The 18034-nt window shown below is 66.2% G+C and carries 17 protein-coding genes and 1 pseudogene; 14 read left to right on the top strand and 4 right to left on the bottom strand.

Annotation, left to right across the window (positions count from 1 at the left end; genetic code table 11):
* The first annotated feature begins 5 nt into the window (after positions 1-5).
* The 4 genes from ACMVY4_RS20610 (at position 6) to ACMVY4_RS20595 (ending at position 3969) form a co-directional block, all read left to right on the top strand.
* On the top strand, positions 6-962 hold the full coding sequence (locus tag ACMVY4_RS20610; RefSeq protein WP_416897823.1) for a hypothetical protein: 957 nt from the start codon (positions 6-8) through the stop codon (positions 960-962).
* Positions 963-1031: 69 nt separating this feature from the next.
* Positions 1032-2267 (top strand): acyl-CoA dehydrogenase family protein, encoded by a 1236-nt coding sequence (locus tag ACMVY4_RS20605; RefSeq protein WP_416897822.1) that lies wholly within the window; start codon positions 1032-1034, stop codon positions 2265-2267.
* Between the two features lie 65 nt (positions 2268-2332).
* Positions 2333-3253, top strand: a complete 921-nt coding sequence (locus tag ACMVY4_RS20600; protein WP_416897821.1) for an alpha/beta fold hydrolase — start codon at positions 2333-2335, stop codon at positions 3251-3253.
* On the top strand, positions 3253-3969 hold the full coding sequence (locus tag ACMVY4_RS20595; protein ID WP_416897820.1) for a response regulator: 717 nt from the start codon (positions 3253-3255) through the stop codon (positions 3967-3969). The genes ACMVY4_RS20600 and ACMVY4_RS20595 overlap by 1 nt, the downstream gene beginning before the upstream one ends.
* 4 nt (positions 3970-3973) lie before the next feature.
* Here the strand turns inward: ACMVY4_RS20595 and ACMVY4_RS20590 are convergent, their stop codons facing one another.
* Both ACMVY4_RS20590 and ACMVY4_RS20585 read right to left on the bottom strand, forming a co-directional pair.
* Positions 3974-4459 (bottom strand): anthrone oxygenase family protein, encoded by a 486-nt coding sequence (locus ACMVY4_RS20590; RefSeq protein WP_416897819.1) that lies wholly within the window; start codon positions 4457-4459, stop codon positions 3974-3976.
* A 7-nt stretch (positions 4460-4466) separates the two neighbouring features.
* Positions 4467-4922: a GatB/YqeY domain-containing protein gene (locus ACMVY4_RS20585; RefSeq protein ID WP_416897818.1), complete on the bottom strand. Its 456-nt coding sequence runs from the start codon at positions 4920-4922 to the stop codon at positions 4467-4469.
* A gap of 214 nt (positions 4923-5136) precedes the next feature.
* On the opposite strand from ACMVY4_RS20585, the gene carA reads away from it, so the two are divergent.
* The 7 genes and pseudogenes from carA to sigJ all read left to right on the top strand — a co-directional run bounded on the left by carA (position 5137) and on the right by sigJ (position 13238).
* Positions 5137-6330: a glutamine-hydrolyzing carbamoyl-phosphate synthase small subunit gene (gene carA / locus ACMVY4_RS20580; RefSeq protein ID WP_416897817.1), complete on the top strand. Its 1194-nt coding sequence runs from the start codon at positions 5137-5139 to the stop codon at positions 6328-6330.
* Positions 6331-9578: pseudogene (gene carB / locus ACMVY4_RS20575) on the top strand (carbamoyl-phosphate synthase large subunit). It abuts the gene before it with no gap.
* A gap of 80 nt (positions 9579-9658) precedes the next feature.
* Positions 9659-10132, top strand: coding sequence for a transcription elongation factor GreA (gene greA, locus ACMVY4_RS20570; protein WP_416897816.1), 474 nt, complete (start codon positions 9659-9661; stop codon positions 10130-10132).
* Between the two features lie 68 nt (positions 10133-10200).
* Positions 10201-10707, top strand: a complete 507-nt coding sequence (locus ACMVY4_RS20565; RefSeq protein ID WP_416897815.1) for a DUF2059 domain-containing protein — start codon at positions 10201-10203, stop codon at positions 10705-10707.
* A gap of 116 nt (positions 10708-10823) precedes the next feature.
* Positions 10824-11789 (top strand): hypothetical protein, encoded by a 966-nt coding sequence (locus tag ACMVY4_RS20560; RefSeq protein WP_416897814.1) that lies wholly within the window; start codon positions 10824-10826, stop codon positions 11787-11789.
* A 71-nt stretch (positions 11790-11860) separates the two neighbouring features.
* Positions 11861-12385 (top strand): hypothetical protein, encoded by a 525-nt coding sequence (locus ACMVY4_RS20555; protein ID WP_416897813.1) that lies wholly within the window; start codon positions 11861-11863, stop codon positions 12383-12385.
* Entirely contained in the window at positions 12378-13238 is an 861-nt protein-coding gene (gene sigJ, locus ACMVY4_RS20550; protein WP_416897812.1) for an RNA polymerase sigma factor SigJ, read from the top strand. Before ACMVY4_RS20555 ends, sigJ begins: the two co-directional genes overlap by 8 nt.
* Positions 13239-13368: 130 nt before the next feature.
* Here the strand turns inward: sigJ and ACMVY4_RS20545 are convergent, their stop codons facing one another.
* Positions 13369-14307: a hypothetical protein gene (locus tag ACMVY4_RS20545; RefSeq protein WP_416897811.1), complete on the bottom strand. Its 939-nt coding sequence runs from the start codon at positions 14305-14307 to the stop codon at positions 13369-13371.
* A gap of 27 nt (positions 14308-14334) precedes the next feature.
* Entirely contained in the window at positions 14335-14634 is a 300-nt protein-coding gene (locus ACMVY4_RS20540) for a putative quinol monooxygenase (RefSeq protein ID WP_416897810.1), read from the bottom strand.
* Positions 14635-14740: 106 nt separating this feature from the next.
* Here ACMVY4_RS20540 and ACMVY4_RS20535 point away from each other — a divergent pair, with 106 nt between their 5' ends.
* The 3 genes from ACMVY4_RS20535 to ACMVY4_RS20525 are packed head-to-tail and all read left to right on the top strand — an operon-like array spanning position 14741 to position 18025.
* Positions 14741-15514, top strand: a complete 774-nt coding sequence (locus ACMVY4_RS20535) for an enoyl-CoA hydratase-related protein (protein ID WP_416897809.1) — start codon at positions 14741-14743, stop codon at positions 15512-15514.
* A 1-nt stretch (position 15515) separates the two neighbouring features.
* Complete coding sequence (locus ACMVY4_RS20530) at positions 15516-16613, top strand: acyl-CoA dehydrogenase family protein (RefSeq protein WP_416897808.1); 1098 nt, start codon at positions 15516-15518, stop codon at positions 16611-16613.
* On the top strand, positions 16610-18025 hold the full coding sequence (locus ACMVY4_RS20525) for an MFS transporter (RefSeq protein ID WP_416897807.1): 1416 nt from the start codon (positions 16610-16612) through the stop codon (positions 18023-18025). The genes ACMVY4_RS20530 and ACMVY4_RS20525 overlap by 4 nt, the downstream gene beginning before the upstream one ends.
* Positions 18026-18034 lie beyond the last annotated feature (9 nt).

Raw genomic sequence — 18034 nt, 5'->3', positions numbered from 1 at the left:
GAAACATGCGTATTGGGACCTTCAACCATGCCGATCTGATGCTGCAGCAGATGCTGCGCCAGCAGGTCGAGATGAGCGAAACACAGACGAAGATCACCAGCGGCAAGAAATACAGCGATGTGCAGGGCTTCGGCTCGAAGTCGGCGCATCTGGTGAATTCCCATTCGCTGCTGAACCAGATCGAGGGCTTCCGGGACGCCAACAACGCCCTGAAGGGCCGGCTCTCGGCCTTCGACACCGGGCTCAGCGAACTGGAAACCATCGGCGGCGAACTGCGCGATGCGATCCAGCATTCGCGGGCGCTGGAGAACGGCACCGGCCTGGCCTCCGAGGTCAGCGGCCTGCTGGAACGCGCGGCGTCGGTGCTGAACACCCGTTTCGAGGGGCGTTTCCTCTTCGGCGGCACCAACACCGACACGCCGCCCGCCCAGGTCACGAACGAAGCCGAAATCCTGGCCGTCGCCGAGCCGCCGGCGGGTCAGTTCTTCGGTGACAGCGGCCGGGTGCCAAGCGTCCGTCTGGATGAGCGCGCCACCATCGAGGTCGGTGTCGCCGCGTCCCAGGTCGCCGGCGACCTGATGCATTCGATGCAGCGCATCCTGATGTTCGCCAATGGCACTCTGCCGGCCGGCGCCGGCGCATTCGCCCCCGCAGGCAGCCTGGAAGGCCAGTTGACGGACGAGCAGGTGGATTTCCTGTCCGGCGAGCTGACACAGGTTTTCAGCGCCATCGACCAGTTGCAGACGGCGGCGACCGACAACGGCCTTGATATCAAGGCCGTCGAATCGGTTCAGAGCCGCCTGGAAGAGCAGACCATCTCCCTGACCGAGATCATCTCCAATCAGGAGGATGTCGATCTCGCCGACGTTGCCACCAAGCTGAACCAGCAGCAGCTCACGCTGGAGGCGAGCATCCGGATGATCGCCGAGATGCGCAACCTCAGCATTCTGAACGTGCTCTGATCGCGGGTTAACGCCGCTCTCCCCTGCCGCCATACTCTCTCCATGGCCTGAGCGAACGGGGAGGGGACCTTGGCTGCCATCGCATTCGAATTGCCCGACGACGTGAAGGACGTCGTTGAGGGGCTGCTGGCCTTCGCCCGCAGCGAGGTCGTGCCGCGTCACGAGAAGCATCGGGAGCTGCTGGAAGACGGCCGCCGCCGCTATGCCGAGGACGGCCGGATCGCGCCTGACGTTCAGGCGCTGATCCGGGAGGTCCGGATGGCGGCGTCGGAAGCCGGCTATTACCAGATGTGCGTGCCCGAAAGCCTCGGCGGCGGCGGCCTGGGGATGCAGGCCTATTACGCCGGGTGGCAGGCGCTGTTTCATGCGCTGGGGCCGCAATACTGGCTGATGCTCTATTGCGTCAGCCACTGGGCCTTCGGTCCGAGCCGGCTGCTGGAACGGGTCACCGACCGGGCGCGCGACGAAATCCTGGAACCGCTGATGAAGGGCGAGAAAGGCATGTGCTTCGGACTCTCGGAGCCAGGCGCCGGGTCGGATGCCAGCATGATCCGGACGAAGGCCGTGCCCGACGGCGACGGCTGGGTGATCGAGGGCCGCAAGATCTGGACGACGAACTCGCCGACGGCCGACTACTGCATCCTGTTCGCGGTCACCGATCCCGAACGCGCGGCAGCCAGGAAGGGCGGGATTTCGGCCTTTCTGGTGCCGACGAACGCGCCCGGCTTCGAGGTGCAGCGGGTGGTGAAGATGTTCGGCCATATCGGCGGCGATGAGGCGGAGCTGCGTTTCGAAGGGCTGAGAGTGGAACCCTGGCAGGTCGTGGGCGAACTGCATCAGGGCTTCGCCAATGCGCTCTACGGCGTCTCGCTGGGCCGGGTCTACAACTCGGCCCGCGCCGTCGGATACGGCCGCTGGGCCGTCGAGATGGCGCTGGACTACGCGCAGGCGCGGGAGGCTTTCGGTCACCCGATCTCGGAGTATCAGGGAGTCACCTTCCCGCTCGCCAGCTCGGCCATGGAGCTCCATGCGGCGCACCTGATGGGGCTGAATGCGGCGAAGCTGCTCGACCAGGGCGAACCGGCGGTCAAGGAACTGTCCATGACCAAGGCCTATTCCGTCGAGATCGGCGTCCGCGCCGTCGACCGGGCGATGCAGACCCACGGCGCCATGGGTTTCACCAACGAGCTCGGCCTGCACGAGGCCTGGCACACGCTCCGGATCATCAATGTCGCCGACGGCACCAACGAGATCCTGCGCCGCACGATCATCCAGCGGATGCTGAAGGGCGACCTGGATCTCTAGACGCCGGGATTGCGGTTCCAGGCCGGACGGGTCAGGCTGGCGCGGGCCGGACGACGAGGTGAGGCGTGGACGACTGGACGGTTGAAGGCGAGGGCGGCAAGCCGCTGGGCGGTCTCCGGTGGGACGCCGCCGAACCGAAGGCGCTGCTCTATATCGCGCACGGGCTGGCCGAGCATGTCGAACGCTACGACCGCTTCGCAAACGCGCTGAACGGGATCGGGGTATCGGTCGCAGGACATGATCACCGCGGCCACAAGCGCAGCGTCGGGAACGATGCCGATACAGGGCATTTCGCCGACCGGGACGGGTTCCGGCTGATGGCCCGCGATCTGGCCCGCGGCGTGTCCGCCTGGCGCGCCACGTCGCCCGCTCTGCCTCTGATCCTGTTCGGTCATTCGATGGGGTCGTTCCTGACCCAGATGCTTCTCGACGACGGCGCCGAGGGCATCGACATGGCGATCCTCTCCGGCTCCAACGGGGCGCCCCCGCCGCTTGCGGCGGTGGGGCGCGCAGTCGCGCGGATCGAGAAGCTGCGTCTGGGCGGACGGGGCCGCAGCAAGCTGATCCACGGGCTGGCCTTCGACGCCTGCAACAAGCCCTTCGAACCGGCGCCGACCAAGCTGGAATGGCTGAGCCGCGAGCGCGCGGAAGTCGATGCCTACATTGCCGACCCGTGGTGCGGCTTCATCGCCACGACTGCCAGCTGGGCCGCTTTCCTCGACTTCCTCGCGACGCTCGGTTCGGCCTCCCGTGTGGCGCAGGTGCCGCGCGAACTGCCGGTTCTGATTGCTTCCGGCGAGCGCGATCCGGTGGGCGGCATGGGCAAGGGCGTTCAGCGTCTGCACGACACCTACAGGGACCACGGCGTCTCCGACCTGACGATCCGGCTGTATCCGGATGCGCGGCACGAGATCCTGAACGAGACCAACCGGGACGAGGTCACCGGCGACCTGCTGGGCTGGATCGGCGAACGGATCGCGGGCTGATGGCGGACGGCGACCGGCTCAACGTGCTCGTCGCCGACGACAATCCGTCGGCCAGGGCTCAGGTTGCGGCAATTCTCGGCGAGTTGGGACACGACGTGGTTACGGTTGCGGACGGCCCCGAAGCCGTGGCGGCGCTGGCGGCGCTGCAGTTCGACCTGATGGTGCTCGACTTCGACATGCCGGCGCCCGGCGGCGCCGACATCGCCCGTGAACATGCGTCGCGCGCGCCGGTCATCGGCCTGTCTTCGGCGGGGGCGTCGCGTCAGGAATGGGGCGACGCGCCGCTGACCGGATGGCTGAAGAAGCCCGTCGACGCCCGCCATCTCGCGAAGCTCGTGCAGGAACTGGACGCCGACGATGTTGCCGGCGCCGAGGACGAGACGCCGGTCGATCTGGCGCATCTGGCGGCCTACACCGGGGGCGACAGGGATCTGGAACGGGAACTGGCCGTGCTCTTCGCGGCGTCCTGCGACCGCTACCTGCGCGAGATGCGGGAATCCGCCGACGACCGCAGCTGGCGGGAAGCCGCCCACGGCCTGAAAGGCGCGGCGCGGGGCATCGGCGCGAACGAGGTCGGCCGGATGGCGGCCTTCTCGGAAACCCTGCTCGGCGACGCGGCGCGACCGAAACGCGCCGACATCCTGAACCAGCTGGAGGCCGCGGCGGCCCGCGTGCGCACCTTCTTCGAAGGCCATCTGGAAATGGATCTGGGCTGAGCGGTCAGCGTTTCAGCCGGAATGCGGCGGTCAGGAAGGCGGTCCCGGTCAGGCTGGTCAGCAGACGGATGTGGTTCCACATCGTCCAGGGCGCCGAATATTCGTACCACACACCAGACGCTTGCGCCGGATCCTGTGGGATCGGGGCCACGGCGAGCGCCTCGTTCCAGGGCACGTGCAGGTTGGCGGTGATGACAAAGGTCGCCGCCAGGCCCATCAGACCCAGCAGCGACAGCAGGGCGCGCCGGCGCTGACCGGCCAGCATGGACACGATGGCCGCGGCGGCGGCCACGGCCGGCGCGCCGAAGAACACGACCGCGAAGGGGGCGTTCCGGACGTTGGCGTTCATTGCCTTCATGGCCTCGATCGCCGCCGCCGGCGAAGCGGTGTCGAGGCCGTTCATGACGCTGAAGGACCAGGCGAAGAAGAACCCGGCGTTCAGTCCGGCAAGCAGTGCGGCCGCAAACAGGATGACGGAAGCGGCGCGCATGGCCCGGTCAGGTCAGCGCGGTCTTCATGCTCTTGCTGGCCTCGCCCATGTCGATCTGGCCGGCATAGCGTTCCTTGATGACGCCCATGCAGCGGCCCATGTCCTTCAGGCCGGAGGCGTTCAACTCGTCACGAACCGTACGGCACACCTTCTCGATCTCCTCCGGGCTCATCTGCTTGGGCATGTAGCCCTCGATGACCGCAATCTCGCCCTTTTCCTGCTCGGCGAGATCGACCCGGCCGCCTTCCTCGTAGAGTTTGATCGAGTCGCGGCGCTGCTTCACCATCTTGGCCAGGATCAGGATGATCTCTTCATCCGTCAGGCCCTGCTTCTCCGCGTCGCCGCGGATGGAAATTTCCTGCTCCTTGATCGCAGCCAGGATCAGCCGAAGGGTCGAGATGCGGCGGGATTCCTTTGTGCGCATGGCAGCTTTCAGATCGTCGCTGAGTTTCTGCTTCAGCATTTGATCCTCCAATGGCTCCGAAGGCGGCGAACCATAGTCCAAAACATTTCCGTAATCAAAGAAGTATTCGACAAGTTAAGTCATTGAAAAACAAGAAAAACTTTGATTGCCACTCTGCTTGACCCTGTAGGGGGGAATCATTATCGTCCGCGCAATTTGTGCGGCGGCCCGGATCGCCGCCACCTCCCTGCTCGCCGCTGCCTGCACGAGATACATGCCTGAGAACGTACATAATTCCGCTTCGCCAGTGACCACCGGCGGGGCGTCATTCAACGCGGCTGCGCTGGTGCTGGCCGATGGAACTGTCTACCACGGTGCCGGAATCGGCGCTGTCGGATCATCTGTCGGCGAGGTGTGCTTCAACACCTCCATGACCGGATATCAGGAGATCGTCACCGATCCTTCCTATGCCGGTCAGATCATCACCTTCACCTTCCCGCATATCGGTAACGTCGGCACGAACGACGAGGACATCGAGACGATCACGCCCGCCGCGCGCGGCATCGTCCTGCGGATGGACATCACCGAGCCGTCCAACTGGCGCGCCAGCCGGCATCTCGACGCCTGGCTGAAATCGCATGGCCTGGTCGGGGTCTGCGGCATCGATGCGCGCGCCCTGACGCGCCGGATCCGCGACGGCGGCCCGCCCAGCGGCGTGGTGGCCCAGGCGAAGCCGGGCGAGACGCTCGACCTGGACGCGCTGGTCGAACAGGCGAAGGCCTTTCCCGGCCTTGAAGGCATGGATCTGGCGAAGGACGTCACCTGCCGCCAGACCCATGGCTGGACCGAGGGCGCCTGGGCCATCGGTTCGGGTTACGCCGCCGCCGGCGAGGCGAAGCGCAAGGTCGTCGCCATCGACTACGGCTGCAAGCGCAACATCCTGCGCTGCCTGACCGACATCGGCTGCGACGTGACGGTGGTGCCGGCAACGGCGACCGCCGAAGAGGTGCTGCGCCACAATCCGGACGGTGTCTTCCTGTCGAACGGGCCGGGCGATCCGGCGGCGACGGGCGAATACGCGGTGCCGGTCATCCGGGAGATCGTCGCCGCCGGCAAGCCGGTCTTCGGCATCTGCCTCGGCCACCAGATGCTGGCGCTGGCGCTGGGCTGCGCGACGGAAAAGATGACGCTCGGCCACCGCGGCGCCAACCAGCCTGTGAAGGATTTCACCACCGGCAAGGTCGAGATCACCAGCCAGAACCACGGCTTCCGCGTGAAGCGCGAAAGCCTGCCCGACGGCGTGGTCGAAACCCACCGCTCGCTGTTCGACGGGACCCTTGAGGGAATTCGGCTTGCCGGACGTCCGGTCTTCTCCGTGCAGTACCACCCCGAAGCCAGCCCCGGGCCGCGCGACAGCCACTACCTGTTCCGCCGCTTCGCGAACATGATCGACGGGGTGGAGGAATAGATGCCCAAACGTACCGACATTTCCTCCATCATGATCATCGGCGCGGGGCCGATCGTCATCGGCCAGGCCTGCGAGTTCGACTATTCCGGCACCCAGGCCTGCAAGGCGCTGCGCGACGAGGGCTACCGGATCGTCCTGGTGAACTCGAACCCCGCCACCATCATGACGGACCCCGAATTCGCCGATGCGACCTATGTCGAGCCGGTCACGCCGGACGTGGTCGCCCGGATCCTGGAGAAGGAGCGCCCGGACGCGCTGCTGCCCACCATGGGCGGCCAGACGGCCCTGAACACTGCGCTGGCGCTGGCCGAGAACGGCACGCTGGAGCGCCTCGGCGTGGAACTGATCGGCGCGGACCGCGAGGCAATCGCCAAGGCAGAGGACCGCGACCTGTTCCGCGCCGCGATGACCCGCATCGGCCTGGACATGCCGAAGTCGATGATCGCGACGACGATGGAGGAAGGACGCGAGGCGCTGGCCGAGATCGGCCTGCCGGCGGTCATCCGGCCGTCCTACACGTTGGGCGGCACCGGCGGCGGCATCGCCTACAACCGCGACGAATACGACGCCTTCATCGTCTCCGGCCTCGATGCCTCGCCGGTCAGCCAGGTGCTGATCGACGAGAGCGTGCTGGGCTGGAAGGAGTACGAGATGGAGGTGGTCCGCGACCGCGCGGACAACTGCATCATCATCTGCTCGATCGAGAACGTCGATCCGATGGGCGTGCACACGGGCGATTCGATAACCGTCGCGCCGGCGCTGACGCTGACCGACAAGGAATACCAGATCATGCGCGACGCCTCGATCGCGGTGCTGCGCGAGATCGGCGTCGAGACCGGCGGATCGAACGTGCAGTTCGCGGTCAATCCCGAGGACGGGCGTCTGGTCGTGATCGAGATGAACCCGCGCGTCAGCCGCTCCTCGGCGCTGGCCTCCAAGGCGACCGGTTTCCCGATCGCCAAGGTCGCGGCCAAGCTGGCCGTCGGCTACACGCTGGACGAACTGGACAACGACATCACCAAGGTGACGCCGGCCAGCTTCGAGCCGACCATCGACTATGTCGTCACCAAGATCCCGCGCTTCACCTTCGAGAAGTTCCCCGGCGCCGAGCCGATCCTGTCGACCGCGATGAAGTCGGTCGGCGAGGCGATGGCTGTGGGCCGCAACTTCCAGGAAAGCCTGCAGAAGGCGCTGCGCTCGATGGAGACCGGCCTGACGGGCCTCGACGACATGCCGGTCGATGGTGACGACGAGGACGCGCTGATCGCGGCGCTCGGCCGCCGACGCCGGACCGGCTGCTGATGACCGCCGAGGCGCTGCGCTTCGGGCTGGCCAAGGACCGGATCGCGCGGATCACCGGCTACGATCCCTGGTTTCTCGACCGCCTCGACGAGATCGTCGAGGCCGAGGACGGGGTCAAGCAGAACGGCCTGCCCGCCACGCCCGCGGGCTGGCTGGCGCTGAAGAAGCTGGGCTTCGGCGACGCCCGGCTGGCGACACTGGCGCAGACCTCGGAGGCGAAGGTCGCCGCGGCGCGCCGCATGGCGGGAATCCTGCCCGTCTACAAGCGGATCGACACCTGCGCAGCCGAGTTCGAGAGCGACACGCCCTACATGTACTCGACCTATGAGGGCTTCCCGGCGCCGGACGGCACCATCGCCCCGCCCGAATGCGAGGCGCGCCCGACGGACCGGCGCAAGATCATTATCCTGGGCGGCGGTCCGAACCGGATCGGCCAGGGCATCGAGTTCGACTACTGCTGCGTCCACGCCGCCTTCGCGCTGAAGGAAGCCGGCTTCGAGACCATCATGGTCAACTGCAATCCGGAAACCGTCTCGACGGACTACGACACCTCCGACCGGCTCTATTTCGAGCCGCTGACCATCGAGACGGTGCTGGAGATCGTGCGCACCGAACAGCAGGCGGGCGAGGTCGTCGGCGTGATCGTCCAGTTCGGCGGCCAGACGCCGCTGAAACTGGCGCAGGGGCTGATGGACGCGGGCGTGCCGATCCTCGGCACCTCGGTCGACGCCATCGACCGCGCCGAGGACCGCGACCGCTTCCAGGCCCTGCTGCAGCAGTTGGCTCTGCGTCAACCGCCGAACGGCATTGCGCGCAGCCACGAAGAGGCGCGCGGCCATGCCGAACGGCTGGGCTTCCCGGTGCTGCTCCGCCCGTCCTACGTGCTGGGCGGCCGGGCGATGGAGATCGTCCACGACATGGCCGGGCTGGACCGCTACATCCGCGAGGCGGTGAAGGTCTCCGGCGCCAATCCGGTGCTGGTCGACAGCTATCTGTCGAATGCGACCGAGGTCGATGTCGATGTGCTTTCGGACGGCGAGGACAGTTTCGTCGCCGGCATCATGGAGCATATCGAGGAAGCCGGCGTGCATTCCGGCGACAGCGCCTGCGCCCTGCCGCCCTATTCGCTGGACAAGGAGACCATCGAGGAGATCAAGCGGCAGTCCGCGATGCTGGCGAAGGAGCTGGGCGTCATCGGCCTGATGAACGTGCAGTTCGCCGTGCAGGACGGGCTGGTCTACATCCTGGAAGTCAACCCCCGCGCATCGCGCACGGTGCCTTTCGTCGCCAAGACCATCGGCACGCCCATTGCCAAGATCGCGGCGCGGCTGATGGCCGGCGAGAAGCTGTCGACCTTCGACCTGAAGGGCGACATCTCCGATCTGGACTACATCGCGGTGAAGGAAGCCGTCTTCCCCTTCGCGCGCTTCCCCGGCGTCGACATCATCCTCGGCCCGGAAATGCGTTCGACCGGCGAAGTCATGGGCCTTGCCCGCGATTTCGAGATGGCGTTCCTGAAGTCGCAGCTCGGCGGCGGCACAAGGCTGCCCGAATCCGGCACGGTCTTCATCTCGGTACGCGACGGCGACAAGCCGATGGCGGTCGAGATGTGCCGCGACCTGACCGGCATGGGCTTCAACATCGTCGCCACCCACGGAACGGCGCGGTACCTGAAGGACAACGGCATCGAGTGCAAGCCGATCAACAAGGTGCTGGAAGGCCGTCCCCACATCGTCGACGCCCTGAAGAACGGCGATGTGCAGCTGGTGTTCAACACCACGGACGGCGAGCAGGCGATCAACGACAGCTTCTCGCTGCGCCGCACCGCGCTGCAGGTCCACATCCCCTATTACACGACCCTTGCCGGCGCCCGCGCGTCGGTCGCCGCGCTTCACGCCCTCAAGACGGGTCGGCTTGAAGTCGCGCCGTTGCAGTCCTATTATTGACGGCAGTGCGCCGGTTGCTTGATTAAGCGACCGGCGTCGTCTTTTCCAGCAACCCGCGGAAAACAACACGGATACGCGTTATGGAACGAGTGCCCATGACGCTTCAGGGCCAGAAGCGCCTTGAGGCTGAACTGAGAAATCTGAAGTCGGTGGAACGCCCCGCCGTCATCCAGGCGATCGCGGAAGCGCGCGCCCATGGCGACCTGTCCGAAAACGCCGAATATCACGCCGCGAAAGAGAAGCAGGGCTTCATCGAAAGCCGCGTGATGGAACTGGAAAGCGTCCTCGGCCGCGCCGAGGTCATCGACGTCACCAAGATGTCCGGAAGCACCGTCCGGTTCGGCGCAACGGTTCTGCTGGCCGATGTCGATACCGACGAGGAAAGCGCCTATCAGATCGTCGGCACCGAAGAAGCCGATATCGACGAAGGCCGCATTTCCAACACCTCGCCCATCGCCCGTGCCCTGATTGGCAAGGAGGTCGGCGACGTCGTCGATGTCTCCACCCCGCGCGGCGAGAAATCCTACGAGGTCGTCGAGGTCCGCTGGGGCTGAGCCCCGGCCTCTGGCCGCTCCGCCACATGTCGGGTTAACCTTCAGGCCGCTCAGGTCTGGAGGTTCCGATGCGCCGTCTGCTGATCACACTGGCCCTGCTGGCCGCCGGGCTGATGCCGGCCTCCGCCGCCGAACCGAGTTCCGAGCAGGTCATGGAAATGTTCCGCGTCACCGGCGTGGAGGGCAATACCTCGGCGGTGATGGAGCAGATGCGTCCAATCGTGATGGGGCAGCTCGTTCCGGCCCTTCGGGCTGCGGCCACCGAACGGCAACTGGCCGTGCCCGACAATTTCAACGAGATTGTCGGTGAGGAATTCGACAGGTCCTTCGGCTCGCTGGGCCGGGAGATCATGGTCGAGCTGGCGCCGCTGTTCCAGCAGGCCTTCACGGCCGAGGAGATGCAGGCGGTGATCGACTTCTACGATACCGATCTCGGCCGCCGTCTCGTCGAGACGAGCGCGAAGATCGTCCCGGTGACGTCCCGCGTCGGGCAGGTCCTTGGCGCCGAGAAGGGTCAGGAACTGGCCTTCAACGTCCTGAACCGTCTGAAGAAGGATGGCGAGGTCGAGAACTGAACCGGCCTGTCCGGGCCTTGTTGCCCTTGCGTCAATTTGGTCGCCGTCACTTCGGCCTGCCGTGTCAGGGCCTATATCGAGAGGCAACCAACAAGAAGAACCACAGGGGGAACATCATGCTCCGCAAAGCTGCACTCGCCGCCGTCGTGGTCTCCATGGGGCTCACAGCCGCCATCGGGGCGCAGGCCCAGGACCGCAAGTACCGCGCCTGGCAGGACGATCAGGGCCGCTTCCAGGAGTATCCCGAACACACACAGCGGATGCTGGACGAACTGGAAGAACTGCTCGCGGCGGGCCGCCGTGACCGGGCCGCCTCGCCCGCCTATCTCGACGATTTCGAGGCGATCCTGAAACGCCACGAACAGGCCGAGCGCCGCGCGGACCGCCAGCAGGCGAAGGAGGCGTACCGTGAGCGCCGTCCGGCCGTTTCCGACGACTTCGCCGACGGCAATTTCACCGAGAACCCGGCATGGCAGGTCATTCAGGGCGAGTATTTCGTCGCCCGCGGCAATCGGCTGTTCGCCTTCGTCGCACCGCAGGAAGAGGTTTCCGCCGACAACAACGCCGAGAAGATCGTGCAGTTGTTCGGCGCCATACTGCAGGCGAACCGTCAGGACCAGGACGACGAGAATACCCGCCGGAATTCTCGCGCCATCAACGAACCCGCCGCGATCCTGCTGCCGCAGGAAATCACCAACGCCTTCGATCTGAAGACGACCCTGATGAGCGACGACGAGACCGGCGGCATCTTCGAACTCGGCGTCTATCAGGGCCGCGACGCCCGGAACGGTTACCGGCTGCAGTTCACCGCTGACAAGGCGCGGCTGATCGTGGTCGGCCGCAGCGTCACGACCATTGCCGAGACGAACTTCAGCTTCCCCGCCTCCCAGGGCCGGCGCCCCGGCACCTACGACGTCCGCTGGCTCCGGGAGAAGAATGGCCGCATGCAGGTCTTCGTCGATGGCAACCGGATCCTGAACGTCGCCAACAACGGCTTCCAGGACGATTTCGACGGCTTCCGGCTGGTCAATGCCGAGGGCCGTCACGGCATGGATTCGATCGAGATCACCATGCTCGACTGACCTGCCGGTCACAAATTCCGAAGCGCCTTCGTCAGACCTTCCGACTGGAACCCTGACGGAGGCGTTTTCTCATGAGCATCGGCATGTCGGCGGTCTACCGCCAGCGAATCGAGAAGGAAGAGCGGCGGATCGGCGAGCCGCTGGAACTGCTGCACGAAATGCTGTCGGCCTCGCCCGGACTGCTGACCCGGTTCCTCGCGGCGGCGCCCCTTCTCTCCTATGGCCGCGCTGCGCCGCCTGACGCGCTGAACGCTGCGCGGCTGGCGGCGATCCGGGCGGAGGATTGCGGTCCCTGCGTGAAGATCCAGGCCGGTCACGCGCGTCTGGCCGGGATGGACAAGACATGGATCCGCGCCGCCGCCACCGGCCGTTTCGACGACCTGCCCGATGACCTGGCCCTGGCGACCCGGCTGGGCGACGCCATCGCGCGCAACCTGCCGGAGGCTGCAACGCTGGGCGACGAGGCCGAGCGGCGCTGGGGCCGCGCTGCGCGCGTCGAGCTTTCGCTGGCCGCTGCCGTCTCCCGCATCTATCCGGCGATGAAGCGGGGCCTTGGTCTGGCGCAGAGCTGTGCCATCCTCGATTTCGATGACTGATCCGACCGCCATATTCGAAGGCGAGCGCACCCGGCTTCGCGGCATCGGCTATCGGATGCTGGGTTCGCTCGTCGAGGCCGAGGACGCCGTGCAGGACTGCTGGCTGCGCTGGCAGGCCGTCGATGCGGCTGCGATCCGCACGCCGGCGGCCTGGCTGACGACGGCCATGACCCGGCTCTGTATCGACCGGCTGCGCGCGGCGAAGGCGATCCGGGAAAGCTATGTGGGCCCGTGGCTGCCCGAACCGGTGATCGTGCACGAGGATGCGCCGCCGGACCGCGCCGAACTGGCCGAGGGTCTGACCATGGCGCTGCTGGTTGTCATGGAAACGCTATCCCCGGCCGAACGCGCCGCCTTCATCCTGCGGGAGGCCTTCGACTACGGCTATGACGAGATCGCCGGGGTGCTCGACACCACCGCCGTCAATGCACGCAAGCTGGTCTCGCGGGCGAGGGCGCGGGTGGAGGACGGGGCGTCCCGCGAGCGCCCGTCCGCCGACATCGCGGTCCGGCTGGCCTCTGCCTTCCAGACCGCCGCGGCGGGCGATCTGAAACCGCTCGAGGCGTTGCTGCATGACGATGTGGTCGTCCGTTCCGACGGCGGCGGCAAGGTGAAGGCCGCGCTGAACCCGATCTATGGGCAGGACAAGTCGATCCGCTTCCTGCTCGGCCTGATGCGGAAGGCTGGCCCGGATCTGGAAATTGTACCGGCTCGGGTCATGGGCGGACCGGGCTTCGTGTTCCGCACCGCCGGACGCCCCTTCGGCGCCGCGGCCCTGACCGTTCGCGACGGCTGCGTCCGCAACATCGACATGGTCATGAACCCGGAAAAGCTGGGTGGACTGACGGGATAGCCGCTCGCATTTGCGTCATGCCGGACCCGGATCCTGCATCCGGTGGAATTGTCGGCCTTGCGGCGAAGCCGCTCCTGATTCTGGTCCAAGATTTGGGAGATAAATTGCTCGTCGCTTTGGCGCTATCAATTCAATCTCTACTATTCACCGGGCGTATCCGAGAAGGATCCCAATTGACGACATAGAGCCAGTAAAAGAAGGCGCCGATAATCAGTCCGCTTGCAGCTTGTGTAATGTACACAATTGTTCCGTCGGCCACTACGCCAAGCGAGCTTGTGAGTACCTGTAGCGGGATGAAGGCGCAGGCGGTGAACAGAGCTTCCCAGACCACCAAGGCCAGAATGCTGTGTCTTGCCATTCGAAAGCTGAAGGCGATCAGGAAGGAGCAAGGGATCAACAGCATGAACAGCACGCCAAGCCCTGCGACGGACAACCCGAGAATGGCGAACGGACCGTCCTTGCCGGCAATAGCGTGTACGAGGGTGCCGAACACCCCATTCCAGACGATCGCGACACCTGGCACAAGAAGTGTGAACAGCAGCACCGGGCGGCCCTTGTGTTCTTTCGATGCGCCGGCTTCCTCCGTTTCCGATTCGGGCACCCCTTGGCTTAGATACCAAAAGGCAAGGATGAGACCTGCAGTGGATCCGGCAAGTATCTGATTGAGCCCGAGACTTGGCCAACTGAAGCAGTATTCAACGCCGCAGGGCTCAGGATCCAGAATTGCCGACAGAAATGGCAAGGTTGCGGCGACGGCGAATACGACCATCCAGATGACCAGCACCCACCAGACCGGTGACGCTCTTCGAAAGACAAAAGCCATCAAGGTCGAGAATATTAACAAGTAGGGGTAGAGCGCCCAGCCAAGAAGCAATGTCCCCGTCGCCCAGAATCCACCCTTGTCGGTGCTGCCGTGAAGCAATGAAAGCGAGATGCTGCTGAAAACGGCTTCCCAGACGACGCAGAACAAGGGGGCGAGTAATGCGAAACGAGCGGTCTGTCCAACCGTTCTTTTGGCGGCAGGAGTGAGACCCGGACCCATCCGATCAGCGGTTTGCCCGCCAGTCATGCCGTCGTTTTCACTTCGGCGACAGTCTCAGAGCTGGGTAATCTTGTCCGTCCGGTACATCTTCACGTTTCGCTCCAGCATCTCCAGATCGGCCAGCTTCGCGCGGAAGATCTTCATGTGCGCCGAGGCGCCGTGCGCCTTCAGGTGATCGGTGGTCTCCCACTCCTCGAAGACGCGGATGACCGTCGGCTCCTCGATGCTCTGGTAGAAGTGATAGGTGATGCAGCCTTCTTCCTTCAGCGTTTCGGCCACCATGTCGATCATGGCCGCCTTGGCGGCGTCGACGCTGGCCGCGCCCAGTTTGAAGGTTCCGCTGACGACGATCATGATTCCCTCCCCGGTTGTCGCGGGCCCGAGAATAGGGCGGCCAGGGCCAGCTTGACAAAGCCCCCTTCGGCCACATGCTTTGTGGCCTGAACCTGGGGAGGACTTCATGGGTGAATTCACGATCACCGAGCAGGACGGCCACGTCCTGACCGTAACCATCAACCGGCCGGAGCGGATGAACGCGCTGCATCCGATGGCCAATGCCGAGATGGGCGCCATCTTCGACATGTTCGAGGCCAATCCGGACCTCTGGGTGGCCATCGTCACCGGCGCCGGCGACCGGGCCTTCTCGGCCGGCAACGATCTGGTCTACCAGGCCGAGGGCAACCCGAAATGGTATGCGCCGATGGGCTTCGGCGGCCTGACCGGGCGCTGGAACCGCACCAAGCCGGTGATCGCGGCAGTGAACGGCGTCGCCATGGGCGGCGGCTTCGAGATCGCGCTGTCCTGCGACCTGATCATCGCCTCGGAGAACGCGCGCTTCGCCCTGCCCGAGCCGAAGGTTGGCCTCGCCGCGCTGGCCGGCGGTCTGCAGCGCCTGCCGCGCCAGATCGGTCTGAAGAACGCCATGGGCATGATCCTGACCGGCCGCCACGTGCCTGCGGCGGAGGGCAAGGAGCTTGGCTTCGTCAACGAGGTCGTGCCCCAGGGCGAGGCCCTGACGGCGGCGCGGCGCTGGGCCGACATGATGCTGGAATGCTCGCCGGTCTCGCTCCGCACCTCGCTGGAGGTCGTGCGCGACAACTTCAACTATCCGTCCCTGGAGGACGCGATGAAGGCGGACTACCCGTCGGTGCAGACGCTGCGGCACTCCGAGGACTTCATCGAGGGGCCGAAGGCCTTCGCCGAGAAGCGGAAGCCCAACTGGAAGGGCAAGTGAGTTGATCCCGGCCGGGACCGAGCTTGCCGCCTATGCCCGTAAGGTGATCGCACCGAGGGCGCTCGACCTGATCCGTTCCGACGATTTCCCCTGGGACATCTGGAAGGAGATGGGGGAGTCCGGCTGGCTCGGTTTCGGCATGGGCGACGATGGCGGCATCGAGGCGACGCCGGCCGAGCTGTTCGACGTCGCCGCTGCCGTTGCCGAAGCGGCCGAGGTGGTCGGTCTCTGTACCTCGTGGATGACCCACCACATGGTCGCCGGGCGTGTCATCGCCGAGTATGCCGATGCGGAACAGCGTCCTGATGTGATGCCGGATCTCGCCGCCGGCCGGCGCTCGGCCTGCATCGCCATTTCCGAACCGGGCGCCGGCGCGCATCCGAAGCGGCTTTCGACGCGTGCGGAGAAGGTCGATGGCGGCTGGCGGCTGACCGGTGAGAAGGCGTGGCTCACCAACGGCCCCATCGCCGACATCTTCGTCACCATCGCCATCACCTCGGAACAGGGTGGCCGCAAGCGCTTCGGGGCCTTTCTGGTGCCGCATGACGCCGAGGGCGTGTCGCAGACCGAGGGTGTGAAGATCGACTTCGCCAAGCCCTCGGGCCATTGCGGGTTGAAGATGGAGAACGCGTTCCTGCCCGATGGAGCGTATCTCGCGGGCGCGGGCGATGCTGTGGAGACGGTGCTGAAGCGGTTCCGGCGGGTCGAGGACTGCATCGGGCTTGCTACGAAGGCGGGCGCCATGGCGGTGCAACTGCGGCGGCTGGCGGCGATCCTGCCGGCGGAGAAGGCGGTGGAACTCGGTGCGCTGGACGCCGACCGGCAGCTCTATCTTGCGGGCGGACGGCAGCTGATGGCCGACAGCGGCGGCGATCCGGCCTCGCCGGAACACGAGGCGCGGCTGCTGGCGCTGAGGCGGCTGGGCCGGCGCTTCGGCGCGGCGTTCGCCGAACTGAAGGCGGAAGCCACCGGACAGGACGAGTTCCTCGACCTGCTGACACGCGACCTGCAGCAACTGGGCAAGGTGGCCGAGCGGGTCGATGCGGCCAAGCTGGCGAAGACCGGGAGCGCCTTGCTGAACGCGGCCGCCGCCGGGTGAGCGAGGCCGAAGCCCGGGTCGGCTGGGGGGAGGTCCTGCGGCCGGAATGGCTGCCCTCCCTGGCGGTCCTGCTCGGCGGCATTCTGGTGCATTCGATGAACGTGCTGCTGGTCGCCACCGTGCTGCCCAGCATTGTCGCCGATGTCGGCGGCGCGGCCCTGCTGGCCTGGCCGATGACGTCCTTCATGGCCGCTTCGATCATTGCCGCGACCTCGTCGGGCATCGTCGCCTCCCGCATCGGTCCGCGCGGGGGCTACATGCTGGGCGCGGCGCTGTTCGCTGTCGGCTCGGTCGCCTGCGCCCTGGCGCCCAGCATGGCCGAGATCATTGCCGGCCGGTTCGTGCAGGGCTTCGGCGGCGGCATCATCGCCGGTCTGGCCTATGTGCTGGTGCGCAAGACGTTCCCCGAGCGCGTCTGGCCGCGGGTCTTTGCCATGCTGGCGGGTGTCTGGAGCGTTTCGGTCATCCTCGGTCCGCTGATAGGCGGGGTCTTCGCCAATCTGGGCAACTGGCGGGCCGCCTTCATCACCGTGGCGCTGGTCGCGGGAACGTTGGGCGTCGTGACCTACTTCGCGTTGCCGAAGGTGGCGGCCGATCCGGCGACGCGCCGGCGCTTCCCGGCCGTCAGACTGTCGATGGTCGTCGCGGGCATCGCCATTCTCTCTCTGGCGTCGGTGGCGGATCCGGCCTGGCAGAAGGGCGGACTGGTGGTCCTGGCGATGACCGTCCTTGCCATCATGATCCGGTTCGACCGCCGCGCCGACGACCGCATCCTGCCCAGTGACGCCTTCACCTTCGGTTCCGTCACCGGCGTCGGCATCTGGACTGCGCTGACCATGTCGGTGATCTTCACGCAAATGCCCACCTTCATGCCGCTGTTCCTGCAGCACCTGCACGGCGCCGATCCGCTGACCGCCGGCTACATGGTGGCCTGCGCGTCGCTGGCCTGGACGACGGTTGCGGTCTCGGTCTCGGGCCTGACCGGCGCATGGCCGTCGCGGCTGATCGTGCTCGGCCCGGTCCTGACCTGCTGCGGCCTGCTCGGCATGAGCATGCTGACCAACGGCCCCTCGCTCCTGGCGGTTCTGCCGGCCATCGTGGTCATGGGGATGGCCATGGGCAGTTGCTGGGCCTTCCTCGTCCAGCGGATCATGAGCGGCGCGCGGGAGGGCGAGGGCGATCATGCGGCTTCCTCGATCGCCATGGTGCAGCAGGGCGGCCTAGGCGTCGGCGCGGCCCTGGCCGGCGTCGCCGCCAACGCCGCGGGGCTTTCGCAGGGCGTGACGCCGCAGACCGTCGCCAGCGCGGCATTCTGGGTGCCGGTGTCGTTCATGCCGCTGGCCCTGTTCGCGCTGTTCATGGCGATCCGGCTCTGGCGGCTGACCGGCATGCGCAATCACGGCTTTCGTTGAGGGATCGGG

Source organism: Minwuia sp. (assembly GCF_048007105.1).
Classification (GTDB): domain Bacteria; phylum Pseudomonadota; class Alphaproteobacteria; order Minwuiales; family Minwuiaceae; genus Minwuia.
The sequence above is the reverse complement of the archived record's forward strand: the minus strand, read 5'-3'. Positions and strand labels throughout refer to the sequence as shown.